Here is a 15,003-nt window from a genome sequence, read left to right as displayed (position 1 = left end):
AGAGGCGCCGGCGTCGCGAACCGACCGATGGACGCAATCACGTGGAAGAGCCCGTCCCAGGTGGACGCGTGGTGGTGCCTTCCCCGCGTTCCTCGCGCCGGCGCGCCGGACGGGCGCTCCCGGTCGCAGACAGACAGCCCGCCGGGCCGTCGCGTCCCTACGCGACGACGCGGTAGCAGGGCTTGTAGTCGCCGGCGATCTTCATGCGCCGCTGCTCGACGAAGGCGCGCAGGAGCGCGTCGAGGTGCTGCATGAACTCCGGGTCGCCATGGATCTCGAACGGCCCGTGGGCCTCGATCCGGCGCATGCCGTCCTCCTTGACGTTGCCCGCCACGATGCCCGAGAAGGCACGGCGCAGGTCCGCCGCCAGAAGGTGGACCGGCCGGTCGCGGTGCAGGTCCAGCCCCCGCATCGCCTCGTGCGTCGGCACGAACGGCTGCTGGAACTCGAACGGGATGTGCAGCGTCCAGTTGAAGAAGAAGGCGTCCTGCGTCTCCAGGCGGTGCTGCCGGACCCGGCGCACGCCCTGGAGCATCTCGCGGGCCACCTCGGCGGCATCCTCGATGATGATCCGGTAGCGGGAGGTCGCGGCCTCGCCCAGGGTGAGGCGGAGGAAGCGGTCGATCTGCTCGAAGTAGCCTGCCGCCGAGCGGGGGCCGGTGAAGACCAGCGGGAACGGCAGCTCGGCGTTCGCCGGGTGCAGCAGGATGCCGAGCAGGTAGAGGATCTCCTCGGCCGTCCCCACGCCGCCGGGGAACACGATGATGCCGTGGCCCAGGCGGACGAAGGCCTCCAGGCGCTTCTCGATGTCGGGCAGGATGACCAGCTCGTTGACGATCGGGTTGGGCGACTCCGCCGCGATGATTCCGGGCTCGGTGATGCCGATGTAGCGGTTGTGCGTGCGCCGCTGCTTGGCGTGCGCGATGTTGGCGCCCTTCATCGGCCCCTTCATCGCGCCAGGGCCGCAGCCGGTGCCGATGTCGAGCCCGCGCAGGCCCAGCTGATAGCCGACGGCCTTGGTGTACTCGTACTCCTCGCGGCCGATCGAGTGGCCGCCCCAGCAGACGACGAGGTTCGGGTCCGCGTTGGCGATCAGGAGGTGGGCGTTGCGCAGGATCTCGAAGACGGCGCTGGTGAGCCCCTCGGAGGTCTGCAGGTCGAAGCGGCCGCTGTCCTCGATCTCGGTCGCGGTGTAGGCGATGTCGCGGACGACCGCGAACAGCAGCTCGGCCACGCCCTCGATGATGCGCCCGTCGACGAAGGCCATCGCCGGCGCGTTCTCGAGCATCAGCTTGATGCCGCGCTCCTGCTGCTGGACCTCGATGTCGAAGTCCGGGTAGAGCTCCTGCGCGGCGCGCGGATCGTCGGACTGGCTGCCGCTGGTCAGCACGGCCAGGGCGCAGCGCCGCAGCAGTTCGTGCCGCCCCCCGGTCGAGGCGTCCCTCAGGCGTGCCACCTCGTGGCGCGAGAGGACGGTGAGCCCGCCACGCGGGTAGACGCGGGTGCTGACGGTGGGGAGGCCGGAACGGTTGACGGTCATCGTGCTGGGCATGCGTGAGCGAGCCGGCGAATGTAGCACCGCCCGCCCCGCGCGCGCATGAGCGCCGAACGAAGAAGGGCCGGCATTTCCGCCGGCCCTTCGGGTGTCGCCTGCTTCGATCAGGTCGCCCGGATCAGAAGCGGTAGCGGAACGTCAGCTGCGCCGACCAGCGCGAGAGGCCGTTGTCGTCGTACAGACGCGGGGTCCAGACCTGGCTCTCGTTGAAGTCGTAGATGTACTTGCCGGTGGCCTCGTCGACGCCCCGGAAGTTCACCGCACGCAGGTCGGAGAACGGCGACTGCTCCTCGACGCGGCCCCAGTCCTTATTGATCAGGTTGCCGACGTTCATGATGTCGAGCACCAGCTCGCTCTTGTGCCCGGCGAAGAAGCCCGGGAACTCCTGGCTGACGCGGATATCGAACGTGTTCACCCAGCTGTTGCGGCTGCCGTTGCGCTCGGCCGGGCCGCCGGCGTAGCGGGCCAGGTCCGGGTGCTGGTTGAGCCACTCGAAGAACGCGTTCTCCATCTCGGCGCCGCCGGTGAACAGCACGTCGCCACGGCCGGCCGGCACGTACAGCAGGTCGTTGACGTAGCCGTCGCCGTTCATGTCGTTGAGGAAGCGCCAGCTGTACGGACGGCCCGCACGCCCCTCGTAGAGCACCGTGACCGAGGTGCGGTAGTCGCCGAAGAACGCCTTCTGCCAGCTCAGCGTACCGATGAAGCGGTCGCGGATCTCGTAGTTGGCGGTGGCGGCGACGTCCTCGTTCGGATCGACCACGGCGCGCGAGTTCCAGTTGGAGATCGCACGCGAGGAGGTCAGCGGGCTCACCTCGGTCGCCTCGGTGTGGGTGTAGCCCAGCGACCAGCCCCAGGTGTCGGTCAGCGGCTTGCTCAGGCTCACCGTCAGGGAGGTGCTGTCGCCCTTGTCGGTGTTCTTCATGAGGATGACACCGTCGTTGTGCCAGCCCGTGACGTTCTCGTAGCCCGGGGGCAGCTGACCGGCAGCGCGCAGCGCTGCGAGCTCGGCGTTCTGGTTGGCGCGGAAGCCGCCGCCGGCTGTCGCCGGATTGCCCCAGTAGATCGGCCTGCCGTCCTGGCCGATGGCCGTCGGCGCGCCGAGGTCCAGGCGCTCGAACATCAGGCCGTCCTTGTTGCGCATGTGGATCAGCTCGGCGCTGGCGACGATGCCGGCCCAGGGCAGCTCATGGTCGAACGCCAGGTTCGCCTTCCACACCGACGGCTGCTTGATGCCCGGCTCCATCAGGTTGACCATCATCGCGTAGCCCGCGGCCGCCGGCGGCGTGGTCGGGTTGTCCGGATCCGGGTTGAACGGCAGCGACGCCCAGATGGCCTCGCGCTCGGCCTGGGTCATGTCGGTGTTGAGCAGCGCGTCGTAGCCGATCAGGCCGAAACCGCTGTTCTGGTAGGAGTTGCCCACCCAGACGTTGGCGGCAGCGCCCTGGAACAGGCCGAGGCCGCCGCGCAGCTGGGTCGGACGATCGCTGTCGAAGGTGTAGTTGAACCCGAAGCGCGGCTGCCAGAAGTTGCTGTCGAGCGTCTGGCGGTTGTCGTAGCCGTAGATCTGCTGGACGAGCTGGTTGTGCATCGGCACGTCGTCGAGATCCGGAATGTCGACGCGCAGGCCGAACATCAGGCTCAGGTTGTAGTTGACCGCCCAGGTGTCCTGCAGGAACAGGCCGGTGTTGCGGTGCTTGTAGCGCATGGCCACGGAGTCGAGATCGAAGCCGGGCACCGGTGCGTTGAGGCGGTAGTTCCAGTACTGACCGTTGCGGAAGTGATCCAGGCTCGCGAACTCGTAGCTGCCCCAGATGTTCTGGGCGTACATGTTGTAGATGTCGTTCGACGTCCAGTCGAAGCCGAACTTCAGCGTGTGGTCGCCGACGTACAGGTTGCCCGCGAAGAACACGTCGAGCGTCTCGGTCTCGATCTGGTTGCCGTGACGGAACTGGTCCGTACCGAAACCGATGGTCGGGCGGCTGCTCTGGAAGCGATCGGCGTCCACGCTGTCGGGGGTGACGTTGATCGCGACCTGCGGCAGGCGCGCGTTGACGTTGCTGATCGAATCGTAGGTACGGCGGCCGACCTTCATCTCCGTCGAGAAGTTCGGGCTCCAGTCGCTGAACAGCTGCAGCACCTGCTGGTCGACGGTCTTGTCGATGTTGTACCAGCGCGAGCTCAGGCCGAGCGAGTTGTTGCCGAATCCGGCGATGACGGGATCGGTCTGCTCGACGCGCGAGATGCGCAGCGAGGCGCGGTGGTCGTCGGTGATGTTCCAGTCGATCTTGGCGGCGTATTCCTCGACTTCCTGCTTCAGGCTGCTCGGGATGCTGAGGTCGCCGATGTCGATGCCGTAGACGTCGCGGGCGATCTGCTGCGCCTCGGCGATGTCGGCCGCGGATACGTCCACGATGTTGGAGGCGCCCGAACCGATGGGGCCGTAGGAGCTGCCCGGGCTGGTGCGAGTGAACTTCTCGTAGTTCGTGAAGAAGAACAGGCGATCCTTGATCAGCGGGCCGCCGAAGGTCGCGCCGTAGGTCTCCTCGTCCTGGAAGCCGGCGAAGTCGGTGCCGTCCTCGTTGTCGCGGACCCAGCTGTTGTCGCGGTAGACGTAGTAGGCCGAGCCGCCGAACTCGTTGGTGCCCGACTTGGTCACCGCATCGACCACTGCACCGGTCGCGCCGGTGATGGTGGTGTCGTAGTTGGCGACGTCGACGCGGATCGACTCGATGGCGTCGAGGGAGACCGGCTGACGGATGGTCGGGAAGTTGTTCGACTCCAGACCGAAGGTGTCGCTGGTGTTGACGCCGTCGACGCGGATGGCGTTGAAGCGCGGGTTCTGGCCGGCGACCGTGATCTCGCCGCGGCCCTTGTCGGACTGCGCGATGCGCGGGTCGAGGCGCATGTGGTCCTGGATGTTGCGCTGGATCGTCGGCAGGCCCTCGATCTGCTCCAGGGTCACCGTGGTGCCCGCGCCCATGCGGTCGGGGCTGAAGGTGTCGACGTTCATCGCCGTACCGACCACCTGCACCGCCTCGAGCGTGGTCGCGCCGATCCGTGCGCTGACGTTGGAGACGTCGCCGAGGGTCAGGTAGACGTTCTCGCGCACCTCGGTGCGACCGTTGCCGGTAATCGTAATCGTATACGGGCCGCCGACGCGGAGACCGCGCGCCGAGTAGCGTCCGCTGGCGTCGGTGGTCGTGTTGCTGACGGTGCCCGAGGGCGTGTGCAGGATCGTCACCTGCGCGCCGGAAACCGGCGCGCCGGCGGTGTCGGTGATCACGCCACCGACGCCGGCGGAGGTCTGCTGCGCCATGGCGGGCGCGGTCGCCAGAGCGGCGAGCAGACAGATGGACAGGCGCGAGAGTCGGACCTGGCTACGGTTCATCATGTTGGGTGCCCTGTGGGTCGTTGCTTTGAAATTGGTGATTGCGGCTGTGACGCTGCCGCAGCGATCGACGGCCGTCGCGGCCGTCTCGTCTAGCGCTGGGAATCCCGCCCCGCGGGGGCGCTGCCCTGCGCCGCCTGCGGTTAACTAGAGTTTAACAGCATAGCGACGCCCGATGACACTTCCTTGACAGGCTGCGTGCTCGATGCCGCGCCGCAACATTCGCGGCGGGAACAGGCGCTTAGAGCAGGCACGCGTGCCGCGGGAGCCCGCCGGGGCCACCCGGCGCGCGGAGCCCCGCCGCGGGAAAGCCCGGGCGGGCGGTGCGGCTCTAGCTGAGCGCCTGTCCGGGGGAAGCGCCCTCCCGGACGACGTGCACGGTGCCGCGTTGCGCGGCGCCGGCGGGCGACAGCAGGTGGACGCAGGCGGCGGCGTAGGCGCCGGGCCCGGGGGCGCCGTTGAGCGCCTCGTTCATGAACGCCTTCGCCCGGAGCCCCGTACGCATCGGCCCGGGCTCGAGCGCGCTCACCCGCACCGGGCCGTCGCGCGTCTCGTCATGGAGGATCCGCATCAGGCCGAGCAGCCCGTGCTTGGAGACGCCGTAGCCGCCCCAGTAGGCCTTGCCGATGCGCTCCAGCTCGTCGAGCACGAAGACGACCGCCGCATCCGGCGCCTGCTTCAGGAGCGGCAGGCAGGCCTGGGTCAGCAGGCAGGGCGCGGTCAGGTTGACGTGCAGCGCACGGGCGAAGTCGAGCGGCGCGGTGTTCGCGAGCGGCGTCAGCCCCTTGAAGTCCACCGCAGCATGCAGGATGCCGTCCAGCCGGCCGAGCTGGCTCCGCAGCGCCTCGGCCATCGTCTCGTAGTCCTCCGGCCCAGCCCCCTCCAGGTCGAGCGGGTAGGCCGCGGGCTCCGGCCCGATGCTGGCGAGCGCGTCGTAGAGCTTGTTGAGCTTCGGGACGCGGCGCCCGACCAGCACGACCGTGGCCCCGGCGGCGGCGCAGGCGCGTGCGGCGGCCTCGCCCAGCCCGCCATTGGCCCCGGTGATCAGCACCACCCGCCCGGCGAGGACGCCCTCGCCTGCTTCCTGCGTGCTGTCCATCCTCAGGCCTTCTGCGTGTCCGCGACCATGCGCGCGAGCTCGCCGCTCTGGTGCAGTTCGAGCGTGATGTCGCAGCCGCCGATCAGCTCGCCGTTGATGAACAACTGCGGGAAGGTCGGCCAGTTCGAGAAGCGGGGAAGGCTCGCCCGGATTTCCGGGTCCTCCAGCACGTTGACGTGGTGGAAACGGCCGGCCCCGGCCTCCTTCAGCGCCTGCGCCGCGCGGCTGGAGAAGCCGCACATCGGGAACTGCGGCGTGCCCTTCATGAACAGCACGATGGGGTGACCCTGGACTTCGGCCTGGATCCGTTCGATGACGCTCATGCGCTACCTCTGTCGTCGATGCCCGCGCCCGCATGGGCGGACGCCTTCCACACGGCGCCGTGCCGCGGGGAACGGGATATTCTAGCCTGTTGCCCGCGCCACCCGCCCCGATGCCGATCGACCTGCCCACCCTGCCCCACGCCCGCGACGCGCTCGCGCCGCGCCTGTCCGCCCGGACGCTGGCCGCACAGGAAGAGATCGCACGGACGCTGCTGGCGCGGATCAACGCGCGCATCGCGGGGACAGCACTGGACGAGGTCGGTCTCGACGGACTCCTCGACCGGGCGCAGGGCGCGCTCCACCGGGACGCGGCCGAGCTGTGGTCGCACGCCTTCTACTGGGACGCGCTCGCCCCCCTCGGTGGCGGCACGCCATCGCGCGCGCTGGCCGCCGCCATCGAGCGCGACTACGGCGGGTCCACCGGCCTGCGCAGGGAGTTCGATGCGGCGGCCCTTGCGCTGGAAGGTTCGGGCTGGGTCTGGCTGGTCCGCCGTGGGCACGGCCCGCTGGCGATCGTCGCCGTGCGCGGCAGCGGCCTGCCGGCCGGGCCGGAAGACACGCCGCTGCTGGCCTGCGACCTCTGGGAGCATGCCTACTACCTCGATTACCAGGACCGCCGTGCCGCCTATCTGGACGCCTTCTGGAAGCACGTGGACTGGCGCGTGGTGTCCTCGCGCCTGCGGTAGGCGCAGGTGCCGCCGGAGCAGGCCCCGGGGCGCCGCCGCCGCGAGGCGGTCGCGGCCAGCGCCGGCGCAAGGCGCCATCCTTCGTGCGGAGCGCCCTCGGCCGCGACCGCCTGCGCCGCGCGCCGGGGCGTCAACCGCCCCGCAGGCACGCGATGACGGGCGCGACCTGCGGTTGCCGGCCCAGCGCCCTGCCGACGCGCTCCAGTGCGTCGGCAAGGGCCTCGAGGTCGTCGGCCCGGAGCGTCGCGTGGCCGACCTTGCGGCCGGCGCGCGCGCTCTTGCCGTAGTCGTGCCAGTGCCCGCCCGCTTCGGCCAGCACCGGCTGCCGGTCCGGCAGTGCGCCGATCCAGTTCAGCATGCAGGCATGCCCGCGCGCACGGGTGTCCCCCAGCGGCAGGCCCAGCACCGCACGGAGGTGATTCTCGAACTGCGAGGTCTCCGCCCCCTCGATGGTCCAGTGGCCGGAGTTGTGCACGCGCGGCGCCATCTCGTTGGCCAGCAGTGCGTCGCCGCACTGGAACAGCTCGAGCGCGAACACCCCGACGTAGTCCAGCGCGTCCGCCAGGCGCCGGGCGTGCCCGAGCGCCAGGGCCTCGATCTCCGCGCCGGCCGGCGCCGGCGCGAGGGTGGCGGCGAGGATGCCGTCCTCGTGCCAGTTCTGGCTCAGCGGCCAGGCGCGGAACTCGCCGTCGCGGGCGCGCACGGCGACCACCGAGAGCTCGCGGTCGAAGCGGACGAAGCCTTCGAGGATGAGTGCCGCCGACGGCCCGCCCAGCGCCGCCCAGGCTGCGTCGGCGTCGGCCGCGCTCCGCAGGCGGAACTGGCCCTTGCCGTCGTAGCCGAAACGCCGGGTCTTCAGGATGGCCGGCGCGCCGACGCGCGCCAGCGCGGCGTCGAGCGCCTCGCGCGAATCCACCGCCTCGAAGGCCGGCACCGGAATCCCGAGCTCGCGGAACAGCGACTTCTCGGCGAGACGGTCCTGCGCCACGGCGAGCGCGCGCGGGCCGGGATGGACGGGGATGCGCCCGGCCAGCCACTCGGCCGCTGCGGCCGGCACGTTCTCGAAGTCGAAGGTGGCCACGTCCACGCTCGCCGCGAACTCGGCCAGCGCCGCAGCGTCGTCATAATCCGCCCTGAGCTGCGGCACGAGCTGCGCCGCGCAGGCCTCCTCGGCGCTGTCGAGCACGAGGAAGCGCAGGCCCAGCGGCGCGCCCGCGAGCGCGAGCATGCGCGCGAGCTGGCCGCCGCCCAGGATGCCGACGCGGCCGGGATGCGGCGTCGCCGTCATGCCCCGGCACCGGGCCGCGGATCGGGCGCGGCGAGTACGTCGTCGGTCTGCCTGCGCCGGAACGCCGCCAGCGCCTCGGCGATGGCGGGGTGTCCCGGCGCCAGCATGGCCGCGGCGAACAGCGCCGCGTTGGCCGCGCCCGCCTCGCCGATGGCGAACGTCGCGACCGGCACGCCGGCAGGCATCTGCACGATCGACAGCAGCGAATCCAGCCCGTTGAGCGCCCTGCTCTTCACCGGCACGCCGAGCACGGGCACCGCGGTCTTGGCCGCGAGCATGCCCGGCAGGTGGGCCGCGCCGCCCGCGCCGGCGATGATGGCGCGCAGGCCGCGCGCCTCCGCGCCGGCCGCGTAGTCGAACAGGAGATCGGGCGTGCGGTGCGCGGAGACGACCTGCACCTCGTGCGGCACGCCGAGCGCCTCGAGGCGCGAAACCGCCTGGGACATGGTCTCCCAGTCGCTACGGGATCCCATCACCACGCCGACGAGAGGGGCGGAACCGGTGCTTTGCATTGGCAGGCCGCGGAGGCAAAAGCGTATTCTAGCGGCGTTGCCCCGCTTTGATGAGCTGCCCCCGCATGGATCGTCGCCTCCTGGACCTGCTGTGTTGCCCCGAGACCCGGCAGCCGCTCGCGCTCATGTCGGGCGAGGAGCTCGACGCACTCAACCGTGCGATCGCCGCCGGCCAGGTCCAGCGCAGCGACGGCGCGCCGCAGACCGAAGGCTGGCGCGAGGGCCTCATCACCGCCGATCGCCGCCGCGCCTACCGCGTCGACGACGGGATTCCCGTCCTGCTGGCCGAGGAAGGCATCGCCACCGCCCAGGTCGCCGGACTGGCGTGAGCGGCCTCGCGTTCGCCCCGCCGGATCCACGGACGGTCGCGGCGGACGTCGCGCGCGCCCTGGAGGAGGACGTCGGCAGCGGCGACGTCACAGCGGCCCTGGTGCCGGACCTGCCGGCGCAGGCGCGCTTGCTCTGCAAGGAGCCCGCCGTCGTCGCCGGTGGTCCGTGGTTCGAGGCGGCGCTGCGCGCGCTCGACCCCGACGCGCGTGTCGAGTGGCAGGTGGCGGAGGGCGACCGCGTCGACGCGCCGCACCCCATCGCCCTCGTCCACGCGCGCACGCGCGCGTTGCTCTCCGCCGAGCGCACGGCGCTCAATTTCATCCAGACGCTGAGCGGCACCGCGACCGCCACCGCGCGCTTCGTCGCGGCGGTGGCCGGCACCCGTGCGCGGATCCTCGATACCCGCAAGACCCTCCCCGGCCTGCGCATGGCGCAGAAGTACGCGGTGCGTGCCGGTGGCGGGCTCAACCACCGCATCGGCCTGTTCGATGCAGTGATGATCAAGGAGAACCACGTCCGCGCCGCGGGCTCGGTCACGGCGGCGATCCGTGCCGCGCGGGCGGCGCAGCCCGCCCTGCCGCTGATCGTGGAGGTCGAGAACCTCGACGAACTGCGCGAAGCGCTGGCTGCGGGCGGCGACCGCATCCTGCTCGACGACTTCGATCTGGACGACATGCGCACCGCGGTCGCCCTGGCCGGAGGACGCGTGCCGCTCGAAGTATCCGGCAGCGTCACCCTGGAACAGGTGCGCGCCATCGCCGAGACCGGCGTGGACTGCATCTCCATCGGCGGCCTGACCAAGCACGTGCACGCGATCGACCTGTCGCTGAAGCTGGTCGGGGGATCTGAGGAGTGAGTGGAGAGGAGTGAGGAACGAGGGGGGGCATGACCGCGCTGTCTCTCGTGTCTCACTCCCCATCCCTCACTTCTCAAGCGTCAAAGGCGCCCCCTCCCCAACCCTCCCCCGCTGGCCGCGGGGGAGGGGGCTGGTTGGCTCGAGGAGTGAGTGGGAGGAGCGAGGAACGACAGTGGAGGACCACACTGCCTCTCGTTTCTCACTCCTCATCCCTCGCTTCTCGCTGTAGAGCTCCTTCCCCCGCCTGCGGGGGAAGGCCGGGATGGGGGTGAGCGCGCGCAGCGCGCTGCCTGGGGCGTGGGGGCGAAGAAGGACGACGCTGGTGCGCGGGTGCGGTTGCACCTCGCTTCCCACTCCCATCCCTCACTTCCCAAGCGTCGAAAGCGCCCCCTCCCCAACCCTCCCCCGCTGGCCGCAGGGGAGGGCGCTGGTTGGCTTGAGGAGTGAGTGGCGAGGAGTGAGGAACGAGGCTGGAGGACCACGCTGTCTCTCGTTTCCTCACCTCTCGTCCCTCACTTCTCGCTGTAGAGCTCCTTCCCCCGCCTGCGGGGGAAGGCCGGGATGGGGGTGAGCGCGCGCAGCGCGCTGCCTGGGGCGTGGGGGCGAAGAAGGACGACGCTGGTGCGCGGGTGCGGTTGCACCTCGCTTCCCACTCCCATCCCTCACTTCCCAAGCGTCGAAAGCGCCCCCTCCCCAACCCTCCCCCGCTGGCCGCAGGGGAGGGCGCTGGTTGGCTTGAGGAGTGAGTGGCGAGAAGTAAGAAACGCAGGGGCGGGGCGGTTGGCCCTTCTCTCGTTTCTCACTCCTCCTGCCTCACTCCTCGCCGTGAAGGCCGGGATGGGGGCAAAGCGCGCGCAGCGCGCTGCCTTGAGCATGGAGGCGAAGAAGGACGACGCGGGTGCGCGGGTGCGGTTGCACCTCGCTTCTCCCATCCCTCACTTCCCAAGCGTTGAAAGCGCCCCCTCCCCCAGCCCTCCCCCCGCTCTCCGCGGGGAAGCGTCGAAAGCGCCCCCTCCCCAGCCCTGCCCCGCTCCCCGCGGGGAGGGGGCTGGTTGGCTTGAGGAGTGAGTGGGGAGAAACGAGAAACGCAGGGCGGGCCGGCTGGCCCTTCTCTCGTTTCTCACTCCTCCTGCCTCACTCCTCGCCGTAAAGGTCGGGATGGGAGTAAGGCGCGCAGCGCACGGCCCGGGACATGCGGGCGGGTGACGAAGACGAAGGCGTGCCTTGTCCGCGGCCGCACCCAGCCCCACACTTCCGGGCATGGCCAGCGCGCTCGTCTTCCTCATCGTCTTCGGCATCGTGGCCGCATTCTGGTCGGCGCACCGTGCCGCGGCGGAAGCCGCGCTACGGATCGGCCGCAACGCCTGCGCCGCGGCCGACGTGCAATGGCTGGACCAGAGCGTGCAGCTCGCCGGCATGCGGCTGCGGCGCCACCCCAGCGGCTGGATCGGCATCGAGCGCAGCTACCACTTCGACTACTCACGCGCGGGCGACGACCGTCACCGCGGGCGCATCGTCATGCTGGGTTCGGAACTGCGGGAGTTCGTCGGGCCGGGCCGCGGCGACGCCGAGCCGCTCGCCTTCCCACGGGCGGGCTGAACGCCCTACTTCACGATCTTCAGGTGCGCGCCCCGGCGCGGTGGCGATGGCGGCGGCGTGTCGTCGCCGTCGTCCGGACCGTCCGACTCCGAGGCCAGCGCCAGCTCCGGGCGTCCGCGTGCCGGTTCGTCGGCGAGGTCGTCGGCGGCATCGCCGGCGAGCACGTCCTCCGGCAGCACCATCCCCTGCCCGGTCTCCTGCGCATAGATCGCCTGCACCGCCGGCAGCGGCACGCGCACCGGCTGGCTGACGCCGCCGAAGCGCGCCATGAAGCGGACCTGGTCGTCGCCGAGGTCGAGCTGGGCGACCGCGCGCGGGGCGATGTTGAGCACGACCCGCCCGTCCTTGACCGCCGAAGCGGGCACCTGCACGCCGGTGCGCGAGGCGTCGACCAGCAGGTAGGGCGTCATGTCGTTGTCGACGATCCACTCGTAGAGCGCCCGCAGCAGGTACGGGCGGTTCGAGGTCATGGCGGGAGGCGTGCTCATGCCGGCAGTTCGCGCAGCGCCTTCTCCTCGGGCGTCAGGCTGCGCACGAAGCCAGGGCTGCGGAAGATCCGCATGCCGTAGTCCTCGATCGGCTTGGCGTCCCTCGGCAGCGCGACGCCCAGCGCCTCCAGGCGCCAGATGATGGGCGCGATGGCGCAGTCGGCGAGGCTCATCTCTGGGTTGAGGAAGAAGCGCGAGGCCTTGAACAGGGGCAGCGAGGCCACGAGGATCTCGCGCAGGCGCTTGCGGCCTGCATCCTGCTGCTGCTTGTTGCCGTACTGGATGGCCTGCACGTGGGGGACCCAGTCGTGCTCCAGGCGCAGCATCGCCAGGCGCAGCCGCGCGCGGGCCAGCGGGTCCACCGGCATCAGCGGCGGGTGCGGATAGCGCTCGTCGAGGTACTCGGTGACGACCGAGGCCGAGTACAGCACCAGGTCGCGCTCGGTCAGCGTCGGCAGCGAGCGGTAGGGGTTGAGCTCGGCCAGCTCCTCCGGCGGATCCGTGGGATCGACCAGCACCATCTCGTAATTGACGCCCTTCGCCGCCAGCACCAGGCGCACCCGGTGACTGAGCACATCGTCGCGTCCAGAGAACAGGGTGAGGGCGTTCCGCAACCTCGGGCTCGTGGCCATCATGCTTAGCTCCGCCGGGTCCATCCCGGGCGCGCGGCACGCGGGCCCACTGCCCCCGTCACCGACGCGCAAGGGTTAAAAAAACGCCCGGGCGACGTCAAGCCGGCCCGGGCGCTGGTATCGATTACAGCATCTGATCCGCCGCACGCGCCGACCGTCGGCCGTCGCGGCACCGGAGGGCCGGGGCTGGTTCGCCCGGCCCGATCAATGCACGTCCCGCCAGTATTCCTTCTTGAGCAGCCAGGTCAGGCCGGTCAGCACCGCCAGGAACAGCAGGACCCAGACGCCCAGGGCGCGGCGCTGCAGTGCGGCCGGCTCGCCGACGTACTCGAGGAAGGCGGTGATGTCCCGCGCCACCTGGTTGAACTCGCGTTCGCTCAGGCGGCCCGGCTCGGCCAGCTCCAGCCCTTCGACGTGCGTCTCGCCGTTCTCCTCGACGAGGACCGCGCGCTGGATGCCCTGGAGCTGCCACAGCGGGTTCGGCATGGACGCGCCGGGGAACAGGGTGTTGTTCCAGCCGAGCGGACGCTCCTCGTCGATGTAGAACGACTTCAGGTAGGTGTAGATCCAGTCCACGCCGCGCGAACGCGCGATCAGGCTCAGGTCCGGCGGCGCCTGCCCGAACCAGGCCACGCCGTGGCCGGGATCGATGCCGGTCTTGACCACGTCGCCGAACTGCACGCCGACGAAGTTGAGGTGCTCCTGCACCATCTCCTCCGGCAGGCCGAGATCCTCGGCGATCCGCGAGTAGCGCTGGTACTGCAGCGAGTGGCAGCCGGCGCAGTAGTTCATGTAGAGCGCCGCGCCGCGCTGCAGCGACGCGGTGTTGCCGATGTCGGTCCCCGCGCTCTGCAGCTCGGCGTAGGGATCGGCGGCCAGCGCCGCGGGCGCGGCGATGGCGAGGACGAGCGCGAACAGGCGCCTGGCGAACGTGCTGGGCTTAGTCATGCTGGGGAATCCGCTCCGGCACCGGCTTGGTACGGTCGATGGCCGACCACCAAGGCATCGTGAGGAAGAAGGCGAAGTAGTAGACGGTCAGGATGCGCGCCAGCAGGGTGCGCAGGTCGGAGCCGGTCACCATGCCGAGATAGCCCAGCACCACGAAGGACACCACGAAGATGCCGATCAGCACCTTCGACAGCAGCCCGCGGTAGCGGATCGAGCGCACCGAGCTGCGGTCGAGCCACGGCAGGAAGAACAGGATGATGACCGCGGCGCCCATGACCAGCACGCCCCACAGCGAGGTGCCGAAGAACGACGGGACCGCGCGCAGCATCGCGTAGAAGGGCGTGAAGTACCACACCGGCGCGATGTGGTCCGGCGTCACCAGCGGGTTGGCCGCGGTGAAGTTCGGCGGCTCCAGGAACAGCCCGCCCACCGTCGGCGCGAAGAAGATCACGAACGCGCAGAGGGTGAGGAAGAAGGCCACGCCGAAGAGGTCCTTCACCGTGTAGTACGGGTGGAACGGGATGCCGTCCGCCGGCTTGCCGTTCTCCTTGACCTTCTTGATGTCGATGCCGTCGGGGTTGTTCGAGCCGACCTCGTGCAGCGCGCCCAGGTGCATCACCACCAGCAGCAGGAGCACCAGCGGCAGGGCGATGACGTGCAGCGCGAAGAAGCGGTTGAGGGTGGCGTCGCCGACCACGAAGTCGCCGCGGATCCACTCGGTCAGCGGCTCGCCGATGCCGAACGGGATCGCGCCGAACAGGTTGATGATCACCTGGGCGCCGTGGTAGCTCATGTTGCCCCAGGGCAGGATGTAGCCGAAGAAGGCCTCGGCCATCAGCACCAGGAAGATCAGCATGCCGATCACCCACACCAGCTCGCGCGGCTTCTTGCTCGATCCGTAGATCAGGCCGCGGAACATGTGCAGGTACACCACGACGAAGAACATCGAGGCGCCGGTGGAGTGCATGTAGCGGATCAGCCAGCCCCACGGCACGTCGCGCATGATGTACTCGACCGAGCCGAAGGCCTCGGCGGCGCTCGGCTTGTAGTGCATCGTGAGGAAGATGCCGGTCACGATCTGGTTGACCAGCACCAGCAGCGCGAGCGAGCCGAAGTAGTACCAGAAGTTGAAGTTCTTCGGAGCGTAGTACTCCGTCATGTGCTTCTTGTAGAACGGGCCCAGCCCCGGGGTGCGGGCGTTGAACCACTCACCCACGCCGGCGATCGCACGGGAAACCCGTCCACCCTGCGGCGGCGCCTTGGCGGCCGGCGGGGTGTCGTAGTTGGACATCGGAT

Annotated in this window: 14 protein-coding genes; 4 read left to right on the top strand and 10 right to left on the bottom strand. The window is 70.1% G+C overall.

Annotated elements, in window-relative coordinates; translation table 11 throughout:
- Positions 1-157 precede the first annotated feature (157 nt).
- The 4 genes from ppnN to grxD all read right to left on the bottom strand — a co-directional run bounded on the left by ppnN (position 158) and on the right by grxD (position 6,368).
- Positions 158-1,540, bottom strand: a complete 1,383-nt coding sequence (gene ppnN, locus ACFO3Q_RS06875; protein ID WP_377003962.1) for a nucleotide 5'-monophosphate nucleosidase PpnN — start codon at positions 1,538-1,540, stop codon at positions 158-160.
- 133 nt (positions 1,541-1,673) lie between these two features.
- Positions 1,674-4,949: a TonB-dependent receptor gene (locus tag ACFO3Q_RS06870; RefSeq protein WP_377003900.1), complete on the bottom strand. Its 3,276-nt coding sequence runs from the start codon at positions 4,947-4,949 to the stop codon at positions 1,674-1,676.
- A gap of 328 nt (positions 4,950-5,277) precedes the next feature.
- A complete protein-coding gene (locus ACFO3Q_RS06865; RefSeq protein ID WP_377003899.1) occupies positions 5,278-6,045 on the bottom strand; it encodes an SDR family NAD(P)-dependent oxidoreductase in 768 nt (255 codons plus the stop codon).
- 2 nt (positions 6,046-6,047) lie between these two features.
- A complete protein-coding gene (gene grxD, locus ACFO3Q_RS06860; protein WP_377003898.1) occupies positions 6,048-6,368 on the bottom strand; it encodes a Grx4 family monothiol glutaredoxin in 321 nt (106 codons plus the stop codon).
- 110 nt (positions 6,369-6,478) lie between these two features.
- On the opposite strand from grxD, the gene ACFO3Q_RS06855 reads away from it, so the two are divergent.
- Positions 6,479-7,054 carry a superoxide dismutase gene (locus ACFO3Q_RS06855; RefSeq protein WP_377003897.1) on the top strand — a complete coding sequence of 192 codons (576 nt, stop codon included), beginning with the start codon at positions 6,479-6,481 and terminating at the stop codon, positions 7,052-7,054.
- A gap of 130 nt (positions 7,055-7,184) precedes the next feature.
- Here ACFO3Q_RS06855 and ACFO3Q_RS06850 read toward each other — a convergent pair whose 3' ends face one another.
- Together ACFO3Q_RS06850 and purE are read right to left on the bottom strand one after the other, a co-directional pair.
- Complete coding sequence (locus tag ACFO3Q_RS06850; RefSeq protein ID WP_377003896.1) at positions 7,185-8,342, bottom strand: 5-(carboxyamino)imidazole ribonucleotide synthase; 1,158 nt, start codon at positions 8,340-8,342, stop codon at positions 7,185-7,187.
- Entirely contained in the window at positions 8,339-8,854 is a 516-nt protein-coding gene (gene purE / locus ACFO3Q_RS06845; protein WP_377003895.1) for a 5-(carboxyamino)imidazole ribonucleotide mutase, read from the bottom strand. Before purE ends, ACFO3Q_RS06850 begins: the two co-directional genes overlap by 4 nt.
- Before the next feature lie 65 nt (positions 8,855-8,919).
- On the opposite strand from purE, the gene ACFO3Q_RS06840 reads away from it, so the two are divergent.
- The 3 genes from ACFO3Q_RS06840 (at position 8,920) to ACFO3Q_RS06830 (ending at position 11,639) form a co-directional block, all read left to right on the top strand.
- Positions 8,920-9,183, top strand: a complete 264-nt coding sequence (locus ACFO3Q_RS06840; protein WP_377003894.1) for a Trm112 family protein — start codon at positions 8,920-8,922, stop codon at positions 9,181-9,183.
- Complete coding sequence (gene nadC, locus ACFO3Q_RS06835) at positions 9,180-10,040, top strand: carboxylating nicotinate-nucleotide diphosphorylase (RefSeq protein ID WP_377003893.1); 861 nt, start codon at positions 9,180-9,182, stop codon at positions 10,038-10,040. The genes ACFO3Q_RS06840 and nadC overlap by 4 nt, the downstream gene beginning before the upstream one ends.
- Before the next feature lie 1,260 nt (positions 10,041-11,300).
- The gene (locus tag ACFO3Q_RS06830) at positions 11,301-11,639 is read left to right on the top strand and encodes a DUF3301 domain-containing protein (RefSeq protein ID WP_377003892.1); all 339 of its coding nucleotides are present in this window, start codon (positions 11,301-11,303) and stop codon (positions 11,637-11,639) included.
- A gap of 5 nt (positions 11,640-11,644) precedes the next feature.
- On the opposite strand, the gene ACFO3Q_RS06825 is transcribed toward ACFO3Q_RS06830, so the two are convergent.
- The 4 genes from ACFO3Q_RS06825 to ACFO3Q_RS06810 form a co-directional block, all read right to left on the bottom strand.
- Positions 11,645-12,127, bottom strand: a complete 483-nt coding sequence (locus ACFO3Q_RS06825; protein ID WP_377003891.1) for a ClpXP protease specificity-enhancing factor — start codon at positions 12,125-12,127, stop codon at positions 11,645-11,647.
- Positions 12,124-12,759: a glutathione S-transferase N-terminal domain-containing protein gene (locus ACFO3Q_RS06820; RefSeq protein ID WP_377003961.1), complete on the bottom strand. Its 636-nt coding sequence runs from the start codon at positions 12,757-12,759 to the stop codon at positions 12,124-12,126. Before ACFO3Q_RS06820 ends, ACFO3Q_RS06825 begins: the two co-directional genes overlap by 4 nt.
- 204 nt (positions 12,760-12,963) lie before the next feature.
- The gene (locus ACFO3Q_RS06815; RefSeq protein WP_377003890.1) at positions 12,964-13,707 is read right to left on the bottom strand and encodes a cytochrome c1; all 744 of its coding nucleotides are present in this window, start codon (positions 13,705-13,707) and stop codon (positions 12,964-12,966) included.
- Complete coding sequence (locus ACFO3Q_RS06810) at positions 13,700-14,998, bottom strand: cytochrome b (protein WP_377003960.1); 1,299 nt, start codon at positions 14,996-14,998, stop codon at positions 13,700-13,702. The genes ACFO3Q_RS06815 and ACFO3Q_RS06810 overlap by 8 nt, the downstream gene beginning before the upstream one ends.
- Between the last annotated feature and the right edge of the window lie 5 nt (positions 14,999-15,003).

The organism is Coralloluteibacterium thermophilum (assembly GCF_042654365.1).
In the GTDB taxonomy this organism is placed as follows: Bacteria; Pseudomonadota; Gammaproteobacteria; order Xanthomonadales; family Xanthomonadaceae; genus Coralloluteibacterium; species Coralloluteibacterium thermophilum.
This window is presented reverse-complemented; position numbering and strand designations above follow the sequence as displayed.